We start from the raw sequence: 17,557 nt of genomic DNA, 5'->3' as shown, positions 1-17,557 counted from the left end.
ACCCACGAGCCGATTCAGAGTGCCTTAGAGCGATAGCTTGAGCCTTTCCGACTCGCGACCATTTCTGGCAAGCAGTTCGAGATAGCCTCCAGCCGTGAAATCTCCGTCCACAGACAGTTTTGCTCCGCTGTAAATCCTTCCCGCCTGCTCTACCGGTGCGCATTGTGTCGGGGACTTGCAGTACTGAATGTCGCTGACCTCTACGTTGACATTACCGCTATTGGCAATCGACAACTTGTCGCCGGCACTATGCTCAAGGGACAACTTGTACTGCCCGGAATCCGGCTGGATGAAAATAAGGGCCTGGTAGGCAACCAGAATTTTTAACGCCGTCCTGTCGGTTTTGATATCTCCCACAACCGGTTTGAACGTTACCCGGTAGACCTTTTCCTTATCCAGCCCCTGCTCGAGGGACATCAGGCGAAAGCGCTTTTGTTCGCCCGCGGGAATTACCGCTTTTGAGGGGCTGACGAGTAATTTGAAGTCTTTCGGGTCAATCACGCGCACGCGCTTTTCGTCGGGCTGGCCGGGATTATCTACCCGATAGATCTCTGTCTGCAGGTACAGGGTTTCATTGTCCGGGTTGGTAACCACGATATCTTCTCGTGAGTTCGGCTTGTCCTCCAGGTAGAGAATAATTTTATCCAGGGACATGGCGGCCCAAACCGGCTGAGCCAGAAATAGAAGGGTTGCCGCAATAAGATGTTTCATGGCCGAGTCACAGTTTTTAAATGGTCTGGCGCCATTTTAAGTGCTTGCGGGGGATTAACAACCGTTGGTATCGAATCGGGAAAATGTACGTATATCGGGCTATTCAGCGCTAATCAGCAGGTATCCCCGGTCACTTTTTTTCACTTCAGCTGCATCCAGAGAGATACAGTCGCGCACCAGCGGATTACCTGTGAGACTGGACAGGGGAATGCGGGGCTCTGTAAATCGCCCTGCTCTGGAATCCGTCCAGTGGACCTGGAGAAAGCTGGCGGGAATATGCGTAAGACACAGCCGCCCAGCGCCGCTTGCATCAGTTCTGACCTGCGCTCGGGGAGGAATGGTGAGGGTGATCCGAAGGGATGCGCTCGCAGTTTTGCCCGCAGTGAAGTCGGCTGTATTCTCATCCGCGAGGGCACAGGGCGCGCTTGCCAGTGCCGAGGCACCCACGCCAAATAACCACCACCAACCTCGCACAGCGGGAACCCGGGCCAATTTGCAATCCTCTTACTCAGCGTGCCAGCCCCTTTCAGCATAGAGCCCTCACCGAATACCGGGGCATGGCACCCCCACATGTGGCGAATCTCGAGTAACGATTGACGCCATATGTCGCTTGCAACCCATCCCACACCAACTATTTTTCAATTAGAGATTGTGCAGTATCTCCCCCACCTGAATTCACACAATAAGGCCGCTCCCGGCAGGAACGCACATCGATGTTGATTGCGCATTTAGGCGACAAAATTCACCACCCGGAAAATACCCTGCCCGCGTTTGAGGCTGCGCATGGCTTAGGCGCCTGTGCCATTGCCACTGAAATTCAGTTCAGCAAGGATCACACTCCCTGGTGCTGTGCCGGCGAGGGTGTGGAGCTGTGCCGTTCCAGTATTTCGACACCGCTGCATTTACTGAAAGACAAGGACCTGCAAACACTGCCATTGAGCAGCTTCCAGCATCTGGTGGAGTGGGCCAACCGGCACCGGCATCTGGAGTGGTTCGTGGAAATTAGTCCAGAAACGCTGCAAATGGTGAAGCCGGAGCTTGCGATCCGGCGCTTACTGGACGAAATCCCCGGCTCCACCGATCCCTTCGTCATTCTCACCTCGGACCTGCGCAGCCTGCGTCTGGCGCGCAATCTGGGGTTCGACCAGGTCGCGCTGCGGGTACCAAACGTGGGCCGCAGCCTGTCCCCGGAGGTGGTCACGCTGGCACCGGATTACCTGCTGATTGATCAGGCAGTGGTGGACTGCCAGGAACTGCCACCGGGGCCCTGGCAATGGGTGGTTCACGAGATCAATACCGCACAGGGCGCCGTGCAATGGCACCACCGGGGTGCACACCATATCCTCACCGGGAACCTGCCACTGCTAATGCGCTCCCAGGAGGCGAGCAATGTCTACGGAATATGATGTTCTGGTAGTCGGCGCGGGTATCCAGGGCGCGGGGGTGGCGGAAGCCCTCACCGCGGCCGGCCATCGTGTCGCCATACTGGAACAGGAATCCGTGGCGTATGGCACGTCCTCTCGCTCCTCCAAGTTGATCCACGGCGGACTGCGCTACCTGGAGAGCGGACAGTTTTCACTGGTATACGAGTGCCTGAAGGAGCGCCGCTGGCTGCTGGCCAACAAGCCGGATCTGGTGCATATGGTGCCCTTCCTGATACCGGTCTACCGGCACAGCCGACGCCCCACCTGGAAGGTCCGCCTGGGCCTCAGCATTTACGCCCTGCTGGCAGGGCTGTTTTCCTCACAAGCACGCTTCCGCTCCGTGAGCCTGCAGGATTACGAGGCCCTGTGCGGGCTGAACAATGACGACTTGCTGGCGGTTTACCGTTATTACGACGCCCAGACCGACGATGCGGCGCTTACCCGCGAGGTCATCCAGGCCGCGGTGCGCGGCGGCGCCGAGTTGATCTGTCCCGGTAGCCTCGTAGGCGCCGAAGTGACCGACAAGTTCGTGCGCGTGGATTACTTTCACAAGGGCCAGCTCAACACCCTGCACTGTCGCGCGCTGGTGAACTGTACCGGCCCGTGGATTGAAGAAACCAACAGCAAGTGCGCCCCCAGTGCCAAGCTACCACCGCTGGAACTGGTGGCCGGCACCCATATCCAGGTACCGCTGAAACTGGCCAACAAGATTTTCTACGTGGAAGCGGAAGATGGCCGCGCGGTATTTGTGATGCCGTGGCAGGGCGAAACCCTAGTCGGCACCACCGAACGGCCGTATCACGGCGACCCTTCGGAAGTGGCGCCGACACTGGAGGAAAAAGCCTACCTGCTGCGTACCCTGAAACAGTATTTCCCGGAAACCCGTCCGCTGCAGCTCAACGAACTGAGCGACAGCTTTGCCGGCCTGCGGGTACTGCCCCTCGCCAGTAGTAATCCCTTCTCCCGCAGCCGGGAGACCATGATCTGTACCGACAACGACAAGCACCCGCGTATTGTCGCCGTTGCCGGGGGCAAGCTCACTAGCTACCGGGCAACCGCCCGCAGCGTCGTGAAAAAACTGCGCCCCATGCTGGCAGCAGAACAGGACTGGACTACCTCGGCGCCACCCCAAAAGAGCGATACCCCATTGGATGCCAAAGAACGTAATCTCTGACATTCATTCCGACAGCGGCAAGCCACAGCCTCGCGGCGTTCTCTTGTTATACTGCGCGCTGATTTACCGTCTGATCGCTGTTTATGCCCCACTCTGCTCAAAACCCCACACCCGCTAATCCGGCGCCCTACCGCCCCGCCACTTCCGGCACCGCGACGGCCGTCTCCCATCGCTTTTGCACCGCCCCCCTGATGGACTGGAGTGACCGTCACTGCCGTTATTTCTGGCGGCAGTTCAGCAAGCACGCACTGCTGTATACGGAAATGGTTACTACCGGCGCCATCCTGTTTGGCGACAAGGAGAGTCACCTGGACTTCAATGTGGAAGAGCAACCCGTGGCTCTGCAGTTGGGCGGCAGTGATCCACAGGATCTGGCACGCTGTGCGGAAATTGCCGAGCAGTGGGGTTATAGCGAGATCAACCTGAATTGCGGCTGCCCCAGTGACCGGGTGAAAAAGGGCCGCTTCGGCGCCTGCCTGATGGCCGAGCCGGACCTGGTAGCGGAGTGCCTGGGCGCGATGAAAAGTGCAGTTTCGATACCGGTGACGGTGAAACACCGCATCGGTATCGACGATATGGAAGACTACCCGGGCCTCACAAGGTTTGTGGAAGCGCAGGCCGAGGCCGGTATCACCACGTTTATCGTGCACGCGCGCAAGGCCTGGCTGAATGGCCTGAGCCCGAAAGAGAATCGCGAAGTACCGCCCCTCAAATACGACATGGTGTACCAATTGAAGCGGGATTTCCCGCAATTGGAAATTGTCCTTAACGGGGGGATCAACACCATCGAGGACTGTCGCGAGCATCTACAGCAACTGGATGGTGTTATGCTCGGGCGAGCGGCCTACCAGACGCCAGGTATATTAGCGGAGGTGGATGCAGCGCTGTTTGGCGGCGAGCCCGGGCCGACGCCGGCGGCGGTCATCGGCAAGATGCTGCCGTATATCGAAAAGGAACTCGCGCGCGGACAGCGCCTCAATCACATTACCCGACATATGATGGGACTGTTTCAGGGCGTGCCCGGTGCACGGCGTTTCCGCCGCCACCTGAGTGAGCACGCACACACCGCAGGCGCCGGGCCAGAAGTGCTCGAACAGGCACTGGCACTGGTGACAGATGCCGCCTGATAGCGCGACGGATTGGACTGAATGTTAGAAAGTTAAGGAAGCAGGGAAAATGAATAAACTCGAACAACTCAAACAGCGCAGCCTGGTGGTTGCCGACACCGGTGATATTGAAGCCATCCGCCGCTATCACCCCGAAGACGCCACCACCAACCCTTCCCTGCTGTACAAGGCGGCGCAGCTTCCCCAGTACGAACAGCACCTGAAAGATGCCATCGCCTGGGCCGAGCAGAAAGGCGGCGATGTGATCGCGCTGGCGTCGATGAAGCTGGCGGTCGCCATCGGCCACGAGATTCTGCAGATTGTACCCGGGGTGGTTTCCACCGAGGTGGACGCGCGCCTGTCTTTCGACACCGCGGCGAGTATTGAATATGCCCGCCAGCTGATTGCCATGTACGAGCAGGCTGGCGTGGCCCGTGAGCGCGTGCTGATCAAGCTCGCGTCTACCTGGGAAGGCATCAGTGCGGCCTCAGTCCTGGAGCGCGAGGGCATCCACTGCAACCTGACCCTGCTGTTCAGCCAGTGCCAGGCGGTGGCCTGTGCCGAGGCGGGCGTTACCCTGATCTCGCCCTTCGTGGGTCGTATCCTCGACTGGTACAAGGCCAGTACCGGGCGCGACGACTACACTGCCAGTGATGATCCCGGGGTGCTCTCGGTCACCAGCATTTACGAATACTACAAATCCCGCGAATACCCCACCATCGTGATGGGCGCCAGCTTCCGCAATACCGGGGAAATCGAGGCACTGGCGGGTTGTGACAAACTCACCATCAGCCCCCAACTGTTACAGGAACTGCAGGACGACGAGGGTGACCTCGCCAGCGGCCTGAAAAGCGAGTTCTCCAGTCAGCCGCGCCCCAGCGAGCCCCTGCGGGAAGCCCAGTTCCGCTACCAGCTGAACGACGATGCCATGGCCACGGAAAAACTGGCGGAAGGTATCCGCAATTTTGTTGCCGATCAGCTGAAACTCGAGGAGCTGTTGCAGAAGGCGCGCTAACCGCGCGCCCTGTACTCTTCCCCGAAACGAAAACTTCCACGAAAAGAGGAAACCCCGACCATGCTGCAGCAGATTCGCAAACTGTTCGATCAGATCGGACGCGGGGACAGCGTGGAAGTGCGCGAAGAAAAAGACGTACGCATGATCAGCGCGGCACTGATGGCAGAGATCGCCACTGCGGACCAGAAGGTGGACGAGCGCGAGCGAGACGCCCTGGTCCGGCTGCTGCGGGAGCATTACAAGCTGGACGATGAAACCGCACAGGACCTGGTAACCCGGGCGCTGGCCAACCGCCACGAGGCAACTTCACTGTACGAGTTTACCCAGACGGTAAACGAGAACTTTACCGAGCGGGACAAATACCTGCTGGTGAAGCAGATGTGGGAGGTGGCATTTGCAGATGGGGAAATCGATGCCTTTGAGGAGCACCTGATCCGGCGGGTTGCGGAGCTGATCTATCTGCCTCACGGGCTTTTTACCCGGGCGCGCGCCGAGGCGCGCGACGACAACGCAGGCTGATCGGTAACGCTTACTTAGTGATTGGCCACGGACTTGTGGCCCTGGGCCGCCTGCTCAGTTTCCAGCGCGTGCACCAGGTCGCGGAAGGTCTCCGCGTTCTTTTCATTCATACTCATCAGCACGCGGTGTGCTTCCAGCACCATTTCCCGCGCAGTGTGTTCATCCGGCGCGTTGCAATTAAGCGGCCGGGGTTCCGCGTGATAGGCGTCGTTGTCGGCGTCGCTGGAAATATCCATCAGCTCCTCGAATCCCATGGAATCCAGAAGATGAAGCAAGCCGCGATCTTCACACAATACCAGTGGTTTGCCACCGTGGCGCTCGGCACAGCGAAACGCAATCTTGGCCATCAGCCCCAGGGTGGTGCTGTCGACCCCTTGCGTTTCATGCATATCGAACACCACGCCGCGAAATTCGCCGTGGGAAAACATCTTGTCGATAAAGTTATCGAATGACGTACATAGATTGAGGCGTACATCGCCCACCAGTTTCACGACATAAATGCCCTGGTGGTCGCCAACCATTATCTGCCCGGACTGCATAGTAACCTCTAACGCGCCCTGTTCTTGTCCCGAACCAGGGAACGAAATGGATGATTTGCGGCTTGTGGCCGCGGCACAGTTCCTTGTGCAAGCCTGACTCAATCGGCGCCGGACCAGAGATCCGTATCACGCAAAGAGACCCAGAAGTGGGCGGAGCTTACTCCTGCCCACCGGTGCTGACAAGACCAGTGTGAACCGGTTAACACTGGTGACCAAATAGTCCGGTAATCCCTGGATCCGGATACTACCGATCGCCTGGTTGGCCGGTACACATTGCCAGTGTCGGGTACCGGTGGTGAACGGCTCCTGAACGGCGCATCGAGAAATACAGGCTAAAAAGACAGCAAGAATCGGGCCTTATTGGCGCCTACTGCTCATCCTGCCTCAGGGTGAGAATGGTAATGTCATCGGGGAAGGATTCAGCGGTATCGACCTTCAGTGCCGCGCAGAGGGTATCCAGGTCACCGCGGCTGTGGTCGATCTTCTGCAGCAGGGCCTCTTCCTTCTGTAGCAGGTTTCCGGGAAGCAACTCCAGTACACCGTCAGAGCACGCCACCAGCCGCCAGCTGGTGGGCAGGCTGCAGTGGCGCACTTCCCAGTCGCCCTGCTGAAACAGCCCCAATGGTCGCCCTTTACCTGCAAGCCAATGGGCCCCTTCGCGGGTCACAAGCGCCGGCACGGGTACCTGACCGGCCACGGCGTAGTGCAACTGGCGTGCACGGCTGTCCACCACCCCCACAAACATACTGGCGTGCTTGTCGAGCCGGGTAGCTATCAGCTCGCCGTTGATCATTTCGAGAATCTCGGTGATATCCCGATCAATGGTATTCAGCTGGCTGAACAGCGGGCGCTCCCGCAACAGATGCATGATGCTGTGTTTGATCAGCGCGGTAACCAGCGCCGAGGACACGCCGTGACCGGAGACGTCCACCAGGTAGAAAGCGACGAAACGCTCGCCGAACAGACCGTAGTCAATAAAGTCGCCACTCAGGTACAGGGAGGGCAACAGGCGGTAGGCGGCGGTGATGCCCGCCGGGTATTCGTAGGGTGTACGCGGCAGCAGGTGTTGCTGCAATTGGCGACCCGCCTGATGGTCGCGCTGGAGCAACTCGATGTGATCGTGCAGCTCGCGATTGCGCTCCTCCAGTTGTTCTCGATATTCGCGATTCTCCGCCGCAAGATCCCGCGCCTCGATTACCCGTTTTACGGCATGATCGATCACGCTCTCATCGGCGATGGGAGTAAGCAGGTAATCACTGGCGCCGAGTCGCAGCGCCTGCACCACATCATCGACATCGCTGTTGGCGGCCAACACCACCACCGGGGTATCCGGCGACAGGTGCTTCACCTTGCGCAGCACTTCCAGCCCGCCCATATCCGGCAGGTGCAGGTCGGTCACCACAAGGCCGTGTTTGTCGGGAGAGAAGCGGCCGATGGCCTCAACACCGTTTTCTACCAGGGTGATGGTAAAACCGAGCCGTACGAGGGCATTCTGCACTTGTTGACGGGAAGGCTCGTCCGCATCAATCAGTAGCAGCCCATGTCGCTCGCTGCGGGTGGCCGCCGCTTCCGGGGAGGTTTTCTGAATCGGGGAGGAAATGTGCGTGGAGCTACTCATTAGCGAGCCCCGCACGCGGGGAAAGTAGCGGCACCCGCAGAGGCGGGCGCCGCTTTGAGGGAATGGGCGTCAGAAGTCGTAGTCATCCAGGTCGCCGCCAAAATCATCTTCCTGTTCACCATCATTGATCAGGAACTCGCGCCGCTGCAGGTACGCATCGCGCATCAGGACGTAGCGATCGCCCTGCAACAGGGACTCGGCTTGCAGCAGGCTGGCGCGAAATTGCACTAGGTCCACAACCTTCAGCGAGTACTCTACCGTGGTGTCGTCTACATAGGTTAGGGGGTTGGTATACCACTCAACCACCACACCGGGCACGTCCCGTACCGTAGAGGGGCCAATGAAAGGCATTACCACGTAGGGTCCTGAGGGGGCGCCCCATGCGGCCAGCGTCTGGCCAAAGTCCTCTCCATCACTGGGTTCCAGTCCCATATGCTGCGCCACATCGAACAAACCCACAAGTCCCACGGTGCTGTTTACCAGGAAACGACCAGTATCATTACCGGCCTGCCCCCATTTCCACTGCAGTACGTCGTTCAGGATGTTGTTGATCTCGCGCAGATTGGAAAAGAAGTTGGAGACTCCAGTCTGCATGAAAATGGGCGTCACCTGGCGATAGCTGACCGCCGCGGGTTTCAGGAACCAGCGATCCGCGGTGTCGTTAAAGCGGAACATAGCGCGGTTGAAGCCTTCCCAGGGATCGCGATCTTCGGGCTCTTCGGCACTGGAGAACTCATCGGCGGGATCAAACCCGTATTCGTCTTCCAGGTCGGAACCAAATCCATCCTCGGCGCCAAAATCATCAGAGCTTGCGGCATCCCCGGTATCCTCAGTAGAGGCCGGAGCAGTATCACCGGAGGTCTCACTGGTATCAGGTGATGAGGTGGTCGCTGCAGGGGCCTCATTGGGCACCTCTGCAAATGGATCCGAAGCATCCTGTGCCATTACCAGGGGCGCCGACAGAGTTGCGGCCAGGACCCAGGCTGTTACGTGTGTGCGCTCAAGCAATTCCCTGCTCCTCGCAAAAAAATTTCGTTTGTTCAAATCAGAATCTGTTTATTTCAATGGGGCAATATTAACACTGGCCGCTTAGCGAGCATAGCAGCTGGCGGTTTTCGCCAAGTGGGCTGATCGCTTTAACGCCGAACGCTAAAGCGGCCTGAATCCCGCGAGAATATCCAGGCCGAGGAGTTTTTTCAGTATTTCGGTGCCGAACCCCAGCAATTGATCAGGCTCGGGGTGCTGCAAGTCTTCGGCGAGACGCTGTAACAGCATCCGCCCACTGGCTGTGACCGGATACTGCGCGGATTCGGCGGATGGATCAGCGACCGGGTTCGCATCCTGAATCAATGTGAGTAAATGCGCGGTGACGGCGTTTGCCTCAAGAAAGGCGACAGTATCAGCTCGATCGCGATATACCACCAGGAACGTCGGCGTTTGCGGTGGTTCAACCGGCTGGTGCGCCGGACCGATGTGATGTACCGGATAGTGATAACTGAGATTCCAGGCAAGCGGTGATACCACAGGCGCCCAGTCCAGGATCTGCTCGTCATTACAGTTATGTTCAAGGTCCTTGGGGAATACAGAGTCGCTGACATCCACTGCCAGTTCTACCCACTCGTAGTGGGCCAACTCCAGCATAAATGGCGGATCCGATTCGCCGGCCGCGCTGACCGCGCGCTCGTTCTGCAGATACTGGAGAAATTCTTCGCTGATCTGCAGAAAATACGGACTATGTGCAGTGTGTCGCTGGACAAAATCGCGCACCATGGCGTGCCACGGTTCGTCGTCAAAGATACTGCGCAGAACCGGAAAACCACCGGCGATAAAGGATTCGATATTGTTGTAAATCAGGTCCCGGTAGATACCCACGCGACGGTCTTCCATATCCGCCGGTGCGGGAATTTCAGCGGGCGCGCGCAGGTGTGCGGTGAGCTCCCGCTGCAACTTTACAAAGCCGGCTTTGCTGCCAGTTCCGTTACCGATGGGAGTGTCAGCGCCCATGAACCACCTCCGCAGCAGACTGCGCGCATTCAGGGACAGAACCCGTCGCCGATGCCTGAGCTGTCGCCGAAACCTGATAGTCGCGTATCCGCGCGACTTCGGTGCACAGCTCGGGCAACGGGGGGATATTGAAATCCCGCTCCAGCAAGGTGGGCACCGGACCATACGTTTCATAGGCACGCTGCAATAACTGCCATACCGGGTCGATCACCGGCGCGCCGTGGGTATCCACCTTGAGGTCTTCCGCCTCATCAAAGTGCCCCGCCACATGGGCGTAACGGATTCGTTGCGCAGGAAGGCCCAGCAGGAATGCTTCGGCGTCGTAACAGTGATTGATGGCGTTGACGTAGATATTGTTAACGTCCAGTAACAGGTCGCAATCGGCTTCCTGCAGCACCGCATTCAGAAATTCCAGCTCAGACATTTCCTGCCCCGGTGCGGCGTAGTAGGAGACATTCTCCATGGCGATACGCTGCTCGAGAATATCCTGTACCCGCCGGATTCGGCCGGCTACGTAGTGCACCGCCTCTTCGGTAAACGGGATCGGTAACAGATCGTAAAGGTGGCCGTGATCGGAGCAGTAACTGAGATGTTCGCTGTAACAGCGGATGTCGTGCTCACGGATAAACTGCTTGATGGATTTTACCAGTTCCTCATCGAGCGGTGCTGGCGAGCCGATGGACAGAGACAATCCGTGGGTGACGAAAGGGAAACGCTCGGTGAAGGATCTCAACCAGCGCCCGTAGCGACCGCCGACACCGATCCAGTTTTCCGGTGCGACTTCCAGGAAGTCCACCTGCTCGGTAGTCAGAGATTCACCCATCATGGATCGCCTGAGCCCCAGGCCGGCGCCATGAACGGGGTACTGGCGCGATTCAGTCATAGCGAGAATCCTGGATACTTTGTTGATGTCCGGGTCTGTATGTCCGTGCTAAATAAAAAGCAACCCGGCTCCGAGGCCGGGCTACTGTCAGGCGATAGGCTGGGCTATCAGGCGCCGCACTTGCCTTCTTTCTGCTTGCCCTCGCCACACTTGCCTTCTTTCTGCTTACCTTCGCCGCATTTACCTTCGCCGCACTTACCCTCTTTCTTTTTGCCTTCTCCGCATTTACCTTCGCCGCACTTACCTTCTTTCTTTTTGTCCTCGCCGCATTTCCCTTCGCCGCACTTGCCTTCCTTCTTCTTGCCGTGGTCATCGGCCATTTTCAGGTTGTAGCCGGCGGTCAGCTCGGTGGCGGTAAACGGATTGGCGGAAGTGGAGGCGCTCAGGGTGGCTGAGGCAATGAAAGCGGCACCAACGGCAGCCGCGAGCGGCAGATTCTTCTTGTTCATAGTGGATCTCCTGTTGGAAGTTCGAGAGCCTGTTTGGGGCTCTTCGCAAATGCTGGGGGCTATTCCCGCAAACGGCGCGAAATCCGCCGCTTCCGGATTATAGTTTCCCGGTTGAGCATTGGGTTATCGGTCAGACTAACGGTTCCGGATTCAGGTTCAACCGAATATCCGCAACTGTGAACCAGTTCTAACCTGCCGCACATACTGCCACGACAAGAGAATAGTCGCGGCAACCCATTGATTCTTACATACGCAGAGACAAAAAGTTCGGATGACTGACCAACGCTGTCATCGAGACCCGAAATAACCCGCTGGGCAAGGGAGGCGCGAAAACAGCGCACCCGGGTTTACAGCCCCAGCTCGGCCCAGAACTTGCGCAGACGCTTGATCGATACCGGCATCAGCGTCTTGAGGGATTGCGCAAACAGGGATACCCGGAACTCCTCCAGCATCCAGCGGTATTCCACCATCTGCGGGTCCCCCGCCATCATCAGTGGATCGCGCTTGCTCGCAGCGGCCTGATAGGGTTCCTCTGCCTCCTGGAATTCAGAACTGAGGCGCCGGTCCCGGTTCGGATCGAGCGCGGCCTTTTCCAACCGCAATTCAATGCCTTTCAGGTAACGCCCGTACTGGCGCAGCCATTCCAGCGGCGTGTGGAACAGCACACCACGATAGAACATACCACTCAGTTGACGATTGATATCCCCTACCGCCATGGCCACCGCCAGGTTTTTCTGCTGCTTGATCTGCTTGCGCAGGGGCACCAGCTGGGCGAGGACTTTTACCAGCAGGCCGGCAATCTCCTGTGCGATTCCCACCAGTTTTTCCCGCTGTTCCAGCGCGGCGAGAAACTCCCTCTGGCTGCGCGGCCAGTTTTCGTCCGCCCAGAAACATTCGCGCACCGCAGCCATCAGGATATCGTCGGCCACCTCTTCCCGACGTCCGAGATCGGCGGCGCTGAGGCCGAGCTCCTTGCCTTTGAGCAATTCCTTGCGCAGGTACTTCACCGGCTCCGGCAGGTGCAGGATGGCGAGGCGACAGATGCCGGCGCGGGTCAGCTGTCGGGCCTCGTCCGGGTTATCCAGCAACTTAAGGTCGACGCTTTCCGTGTTGGCAATCAGCGCCGGGTAGGCGCGCACCTTGAGGCCGCCCTGGTCGAGCTGGTGGGTTTCCGGCAGGTCTCCGAAATCCCACTGGGTAATGCCCTCTCGCTCGAAATCGTCACCAGCGCTGGCCAACTCCTGCTGTACCCGGTCGCGGTAGCGGGCCTGCAGGATTTCCAGGTCGCGGTCCTGGTCCAGTAGCTGGCCTTTTTCATCCAGCACCTGGATATTGAAACGGTAGAAGTCCTCCACGCCCTGCTCCGCCGCCTGCCAGGCTTCTTGCGGCAGTTCCTGCGCGGTCTGGCGTTTCAGCTCGTGCGCCAGCGCCTGCCACAGTGGGGTATTGCCAGGCTGCATGCGCGGCAGCGCCTTATCCACCGCGGCGGGCACCGGCACGAAATACTTGCGGTACTGCTTGGGCAGGTTTTTGACCAAGGCAATGCACTTGTCGCGCAGGATACCGGGCACCACCCACTGCAGGCGCGCGGCGGGCACCTGATGCAGGGCACCTACCGGTACCTGGATACTGACGCCGTCATCGATACTGCCCGGTTCGAAGTGATAGCTCAGTGGATATTCGATACCGCCACTGATCAACGAATCCGGGAACTGGGCCTCGCCCACGTGATCCGCATCCTGCTGCATCATCAGATCGCGCGGCAGGAACAGTAATTCGGGATCCTTCTGCTCCGCCTGCTTGCGCCACTTTTCAAATCCCGCCAGGTTGACGACTTCCGCGGGAATTCGCTCATCGAAAAAGCGGTACACCACTTCGTCATCCACGACGATATCGCGACGCCGGGATTTTGCTTCCAGATCTTCCAGCTCTTCCAGCAACGCTTTGTAATGCTTGAAGAACTTGCCTTTGCCACGGTAACGCTGCTCTACCAGCGCCTCGCGGATAAACACCTCGCGCGCGACAACCGGGTCCAGCTTGCTGAAATGGATGCGCTGTTTATCTACCAGCACCAGGCCGTACAGGGTGACCTTTTCAAATGCCATCACTGCGCCCGAGCGCGGATTGTAATGGGGCTCGAAATAATTGCGTTTGACCAGGTGCTCGGCACAGCCCAGTACCCAGTCCGGTTCGATCTTGCCCACCGTGTGCGCATACAAACGACTGGTTTCCAGCAGCTGAGCGGCCACCACCCAGCGCGGCGGCTTCTTGAACTGGCCGGAACCGGGAAAGATATGGAAGCGGCGATTGCGACAGCCGAGGAATTCCTTGTTCTCATCGCGCACGCCGATATTGTCCAGCAGCCCGGGCAGGATCGCCTTGTGCACATTGGCGTAGGGCGCCGGCTCCTTGTTCAGCTTCAGGTCCAGGTCGCGGATTGCGAGGCGCAGCTGGTGATGGATGTCTCGCCACTCGCGCAGTCGTAACCAGGACAGGAAGTTTTTCTGGCACCACTTGCGCAATTGGTTCTGGCTCAATTCCTGTCGCTGGGCTTCATAGCCATCCCACAGGTTTACCAGGCTGAGGAAATCCGACTGCTCGTGTTGCCACTGCTTGTGCTTTTCATCAGAGGCCTGGCGTTTTTCCGCCGGGCGTTCGCGGGGATCTTGCACCGCCAGTGCGCTGACAATAATCAGCAGTTCCCGCAGGCTACCTGCGGGACCGGATTCCATCAGCATACGACCGAGGCGCGGATCCAGCGGCAACCGCGACAGTGCACGTCCCAGCGGAGTCACCCGCCCCTTGCCATCGACGGCTTTCAGTTCCTGCAGCAGGTTGTAACCGTCGTTGATCAGTCGCTGATCCGGTGGATCCACAAACGGAAATTCGCGGATATCACCGATACGCAGTTGCAGCATCTGCAGGATGACCGCAGCCAGGTTGGTGCGCAGGATTTCCGCATCGGTGAATTCCGGGCGCTGAATAAAATCGCTCTCTTCATACAGGCGTATACACACACCGGCGCTGACCCGGCCACAGCGACCGGCCCGCTGGTTGGCGCTGGCCTGGGAAATGGCCTCTACCGGCAAGCGCTGGATCTTGCTGCGATAGCTGTAGCGACTGATACGCGCGGTACCCGGGTCGATCACATAGCGGATACCGGGCACGGTAATTGAGGTCTCTGCCACGTTGGTGGCGAGTACGATCCTGCGCCCCTTGTGCGGCGCAAACACCCGCGTCTGCTCCGCCAGGCTGAGACGCGCATACAGAGGCAACACCTCGAGGTGCGGCAAATGGGCATCCCGCAAGGCCTTGGCACACTCGCGGATTTCCCGCTCGCCGCTCATGAATACCAGAATATCGCCGCCGCGACGGGGTGAGGATTTCTCCTCGTGCAGCAGCTCTTCCACGGCACCGATAATCTGCTCGTTCAGGTCCGCATCGCTGTCTGCCGGCGGCCGGTAGTGGATATCCACCGGGTAGGTACGCCCGGATACCTCAATGATCGGCGCATTGTCGAAATGCCGGGAGAACTTCTCCAGGTCGATGGTCGCAGAGGTGATGATGATTTTGAGATCCGGCCGCCGCGGCAGCAGGGTCTTCAGGTAACCCAGCAGGAAGTCGATATTGAGGCTGCGCTCGTGGGCCTCATCGATAATCAGGGTGTCGTACTGGTTAAGCAGCGGATCGCGCTGGATTTCCGCCAGCAGAATGCCGTCGGTCATCAGCTTGATATGGGTGTGTTCGGTGCTCTGGTCGGTAAACCGCACCTGGTAGCCCACGGAATCCCCCAGAGACTGCCCAAGCTCTTCCGCGATACGGTTGGCCACGGTGCGCGCGGCAATCCGCCGCGGCTGGGTATGGCCGATCTGGCCGAAGATACCGCGCCCCAGTTCCAGGCAGATTTTGGGCAACTGGGTGGTCTTGCCGGAACCGGTCTCCCCCGCCACCACCACCACCTGGTTTGCGGCAATCAGCTCCGCTATCTCCTCCCGCCGCGCGACAACGGGCAGGCCTTCCGGCCACTCCACCTTGGGCAGCTTCTGCCGGCGCGCCTCCGCCAGCGCTACAGAGGCCGCCACCCGGCTTTCCAGCTGGGCCAGCATCTTGTCCGCTGGCTTGCCCTCTTTCAGCCGACGCTGGGCGCTCTTGAGGGTGCGCTGCAGCTCAAAGCGATCGCGCCCCATACACTGGGGAAGCAACTGCTGGTACTGCTGCAGATTCGGCTGGGTGGACTCTCGACTCATATGACTGCTTATTCAGAGGAAAATGGCAAACCGGCGATTATACCTGCTGGGGACTGCCGGGGTCTGTCCCTAAACTCCTGATCTATACTCAGGTCGATGGCGCACATTACAACCCTCGAAACGGACCATGTGCGCGACACTTTTCCAACGGACTTCCAGACGATTCCACTCGATGCCCAACAGGGCGACGAGCGTACACGCAACAGCCGCCCTCCCACCGGTTGGGCAGATTGCCGCCAGCGCGAAGAGGTAAGGAGCGCACATGCAAGATCTCAAGCCAAGACCCCCGGCTACGGCCGGCGAGATGATGGGACACCCGAAGGGGCTGTTCCTGCTGTTCGGTACCGAAATGTGGGAGCGCCTCAGCTACTACGGTATGCGCGGTATCTTCGTGTTTTACCTCACTTCCACCGCTGCCGCCGCCGCATTCGGCTGGGACGCACTCTCTGATACCGAGCTGCAGTCCAAGGCGCTGAGCTACCTGGGCACCTACGCCATGCTGGTGTACCTGACACCGATCATCGGCGGCTGGATGGCAGACAACAAATGGGGCCAGCGGCGCTGCATCATGTTCGGCGGGGTGCTGATGATGCTGGGGCAGTTCGCCCTCGGTTTCCCGCACAAGTGGCTACCGGACGGTACGGAGATTTACGGGCTTTGGCTTGGCCTGGCTTTGATGATCATCGGCAATGGCTTTTTCAAACCGAACATCTCCACCATGGTGGGCGACCTGTACGACGAGGGCGACAAGCGCCGGGATACAGCGTTCACCATTTTCTATATGGGGATCAACCTGGGTTCGATTCTCGGCTATCTGGTGATCGGCTGGATCGGCGAGAAGGTAGATTACCAGCTGGCCTTTTTTGTCGCGGGTCTGGGTATGTTGCTGGGCCTGATTCTGCAGATGACCCAGGCCGACAAGATGCTCGGTGAAATCGGCAACCAGCCGTCGGCAAAACTGGGGCTGAAACCGAACCTGAGCAGTGACGACAAGAAGCGCCCGCTGACGCCAGAGGAACGCGACCGTATCAAGGTGATCCTGATCCTGGGTCTGTTTACGGTGATTTTCTGGGCGGGCTTTGAGCAGGCGGCGGGTTCCATGAACCTGTTCGCCAAGTACAACACGGACCTGCACATTTTCGGTTTTGAGATTCCGGCCAGCTGGCTGCAGATGGTCAACCCGCTGTTCATCATCATCCTCGCGCCGATCGTGGCGAGTATCTGGGTGGGGTTGGGTTCGCGCGAACCGACCTCACCGGGAAAATTCAGCCTGGGCCTGATTTTCCTTGGCCTGGGGTTCGTATCCATGGTGGGTGCGGCGATGCAGATCGGGGATTCAGAAACCGCTAAAGCGAGCCCCTGGTGGCTGGTGGTAGCGTATATCTTCCACACGATTGGTGAGCTGTGCTTGTCACCCATCGGTCTGTCGATGGTGACGAAACTCGCTCCGCTGCGTTATCTGTCGCTAATGATGGGGCTGTGGTTTGCGTTTATCGGTATTGCCAATAAGGGCGCGGCGGAGATTGGTAAGCTGGTGGGCGAGTCCGGTCCGATAGCGACCTTTGGCGGCGTGGCGATTGCGGCGATTACTGCCGGGCTTATCCTGTTCTTTATCCGCGAGAAGCTGGTGGACTGGATGCACGGCGCCGAGGAAGAACATACCGTGGTGAAAGACACCACCAAGGAAGAAATCGGCATCACCGCCGACCACGATGTGGCACCTCAGCGGAAGTTTGGGGAATAAAAAATTAAGCTCGGTGGCGGTGGCGCTGCCGGGTACAGCCTTGTGAAACACGCCGTGAACCCATCCCTGGGGGCTCTTCCGCGAGGTCCCTCTCGCGGAAGGTTTCACAAGGCTGTACCCGGCA

At 58.8% G+C, this 17,557-nt stretch carries 14 protein-coding genes; 6 read left to right on the top strand and 8 right to left on the bottom strand.

Annotation, left to right across the window (positions count from 1 at the left end; all coding sequences use genetic code 11):
- Positions 1–24: 24 nt before the first annotated feature.
- Positions 25–711 carry a fimbrial biogenesis chaperone gene (locus tag ACONT6_RS03395; protein ID WP_428820416.1) on the bottom strand — a complete coding sequence of 229 codons (687 nt, stop codon included), beginning with the start codon at positions 709–711 and terminating at the stop codon, positions 25–27.
- 713 nt (positions 712–1,424) lie between these two features.
- Here ACONT6_RS03395 and ACONT6_RS03390 point away from each other — a divergent pair.
- The 5 genes from ACONT6_RS03390 to ACONT6_RS03370 all read left to right on the top strand — a co-directional run bounded on the left by ACONT6_RS03390 (position 1,425) and on the right by ACONT6_RS03370 (position 5,949).
- Entirely contained in the window at positions 1,425–2,117 is a 693-nt protein-coding gene (locus tag ACONT6_RS03390; protein WP_428820415.1) for a glycerophosphodiester phosphodiesterase family protein, read from the top strand.
- Entirely contained in the window at positions 2,101–3,309 is a 1,209-nt protein-coding gene (locus ACONT6_RS03385) for an FAD-dependent oxidoreductase (RefSeq protein WP_428820414.1), read from the top strand. Before ACONT6_RS03390 ends, ACONT6_RS03385 begins: the two co-directional genes overlap by 17 nt.
- Before the next feature lie 191 nt (positions 3,310–3,500).
- Complete coding sequence (dusA, locus tag ACONT6_RS03380; protein ID WP_428821475.1) at positions 3,501–4,436, top strand: tRNA dihydrouridine(20/20a) synthase DusA; 936 nt, start codon at positions 3,501–3,503, stop codon at positions 4,434–4,436.
- A 49-nt stretch (positions 4,437–4,485) separates the two neighbouring features.
- On the top strand, positions 4,486–5,430 hold the full coding sequence (tal, locus tag ACONT6_RS03375) for a transaldolase (protein WP_428820413.1): 945 nt from the start codon (positions 4,486–4,488) through the stop codon (positions 5,428–5,430).
- Positions 5,431–5,490: 60 nt separating this feature from the next.
- Positions 5,491–5,949, top strand: coding sequence for a TerB family tellurite resistance protein (locus ACONT6_RS03370; protein WP_181254020.1), 459 nt, complete (start codon positions 5,491–5,493; stop codon positions 5,947–5,949).
- A 14-nt stretch (positions 5,950–5,963) separates the two neighbouring features.
- On the opposite strand, the gene ACONT6_RS03365 is transcribed toward ACONT6_RS03370, so the two are convergent.
- From ACONT6_RS03365 to hrpA, 7 genes are all read right to left on the bottom strand, one after another.
- Entirely contained in the window at positions 5,964–6,488 is a 525-nt protein-coding gene (locus tag ACONT6_RS03365; RefSeq protein ID WP_428820412.1) for an STAS domain-containing protein, read from the bottom strand.
- A 367-nt stretch (positions 6,489–6,855) separates the two neighbouring features.
- Complete coding sequence (locus tag ACONT6_RS03360; RefSeq protein ID WP_428820411.1) at positions 6,856–8,106, bottom strand: PP2C family protein-serine/threonine phosphatase; 1,251 nt, start codon at positions 8,104–8,106, stop codon at positions 6,856–6,858.
- Between the two features lie 69 nt (positions 8,107–8,175).
- Positions 8,176–9,114 (bottom strand): MlaA family lipoprotein, encoded by a 939-nt coding sequence (locus ACONT6_RS03355; RefSeq protein ID WP_428820410.1) that lies wholly within the window; start codon positions 9,112–9,114, stop codon positions 8,176–8,178.
- A 141-nt stretch (positions 9,115–9,255) separates the two neighbouring features.
- The gene (locus tag ACONT6_RS03350) at positions 9,256–10,110 is read right to left on the bottom strand and encodes a DNA-binding domain-containing protein (protein WP_428820409.1); all 855 of its coding nucleotides are present in this window, start codon (positions 10,108–10,110) and stop codon (positions 9,256–9,258) included.
- The gene (locus tag ACONT6_RS03345; protein ID WP_428820408.1) at positions 10,100–10,993 is read right to left on the bottom strand and encodes an HvfB family MNIO-type RiPP peptide maturase; all 894 of its coding nucleotides are present in this window, start codon (positions 10,991–10,993) and stop codon (positions 10,100–10,102) included. The genes ACONT6_RS03350 and ACONT6_RS03345 overlap by 11 nt, the downstream gene beginning before the upstream one ends.
- A gap of 107 nt (positions 10,994–11,100) precedes the next feature.
- The gene (locus tag ACONT6_RS03340; RefSeq protein WP_428820407.1) at positions 11,101–11,442 is read right to left on the bottom strand and encodes a copper-binding oxazolone/thioamide-containing RiPP; all 342 of its coding nucleotides are present in this window, start codon (positions 11,440–11,442) and stop codon (positions 11,101–11,103) included.
- A gap of 347 nt (positions 11,443–11,789) precedes the next feature.
- A complete protein-coding gene (gene hrpA / locus ACONT6_RS03335; protein WP_428820406.1) occupies positions 11,790–15,689 on the bottom strand; it encodes an ATP-dependent RNA helicase HrpA in 3,900 nt (1,299 codons plus the stop codon).
- A 262-nt stretch (positions 15,690–15,951) separates the two neighbouring features.
- Here hrpA and ACONT6_RS03330 point away from each other — a divergent pair, with 262 nt between their 5' ends.
- Complete coding sequence (locus ACONT6_RS03330; protein ID WP_428820405.1) at positions 15,952–17,433, top strand: peptide MFS transporter; 1,482 nt, start codon at positions 15,952–15,954, stop codon at positions 17,431–17,433.
- Positions 17,434–17,557: the final 124 nt, after the last annotated feature.

It is taken from the genome of Microbulbifer sp. MCCC 1A16149 (assembly GCF_050368945.1).
Lineage (GTDB): Bacteria > Pseudomonadota > Gammaproteobacteria > Pseudomonadales > Cellvibrionaceae > Microbulbifer.
The sequence above is the reverse complement of the archived record's forward strand: the minus strand, read 5'-3'. Positions and strand labels throughout refer to the sequence as shown.

Excerpts from the sequence above, each read along its gene's own strand:
- ACONT6_RS03390 (WP_428820415.1), top strand. The coding sequence starts at position 1,425 with ATGTTGATTGCGCATTTAGGCGACAAAATTCACCACCCGGAAAATACC.
- dusA (WP_428821475.1), top strand. The coding sequence starts at position 3,501 with ATGGACTGGAGTGACCGTCACTGCCGTTATTTCTGGCGGCAGTTCAGC.
- hrpA (WP_428820406.1), bottom strand. The coding sequence starts at position 15,689 with ATGAGTCGAGAGTCCACCCAGCCGAATCTGCAGCAGTACCAGCAGTTG.
- ACONT6_RS03370 (WP_181254020.1), top strand. The coding sequence starts at position 5,491 with ATGCTGCAGCAGATTCGCAAACTGTTCGATCAGATCGGACGCGGGGAC.
- ACONT6_RS03365 (WP_428820412.1), bottom strand. The coding sequence starts at position 6,488 with ATGCAGTCCGGGCAGATAATGGTTGGCGACCACCAGGGCATTTATGTC.
- ACONT6_RS03385 (WP_428820414.1), top strand. The coding sequence starts at position 2,101 with ATGTCTACGGAATATGATGTTCTGGTAGTCGGCGCGGGTATCCAGGGC.
- ACONT6_RS03330 (WP_428820405.1), top strand. The coding sequence starts at position 15,952 with ATGCAAGATCTCAAGCCAAGACCCCCGGCTACGGCCGGCGAGATGATG.
- ACONT6_RS03360 (WP_428820411.1), bottom strand. The coding sequence starts at position 8,106 with ATGAGTAGCTCCACGCACATTTCCTCCCCGATTCAGAAAACCTCCCCG.
- ACONT6_RS03395 (WP_428820416.1), bottom strand. The coding sequence starts at position 711 with ATGAAACATCTTATTGCGGCAACCCTTCTATTTCTGGCTCAGCCGGTT.
- tal (WP_428820413.1), top strand. The coding sequence starts at position 4,486 with ATGAATAAACTCGAACAACTCAAACAGCGCAGCCTGGTGGTTGCCGAC.
- ACONT6_RS03340 (WP_428820407.1), bottom strand. The coding sequence starts at position 11,442 with ATGAACAAGAAGAATCTGCCGCTCGCGGCTGCCGTTGGTGCCGCTTTC.
- ACONT6_RS03350 (WP_428820409.1), bottom strand. The coding sequence starts at position 10,110 with ATGGGCGCTGACACTCCCATCGGTAACGGAACTGGCAGCAAAGCCGGC.
- ACONT6_RS03345 (WP_428820408.1), bottom strand. The coding sequence starts at position 10,993 with ATGACTGAATCGCGCCAGTACCCCGTTCATGGCGCCGGCCTGGGGCTC.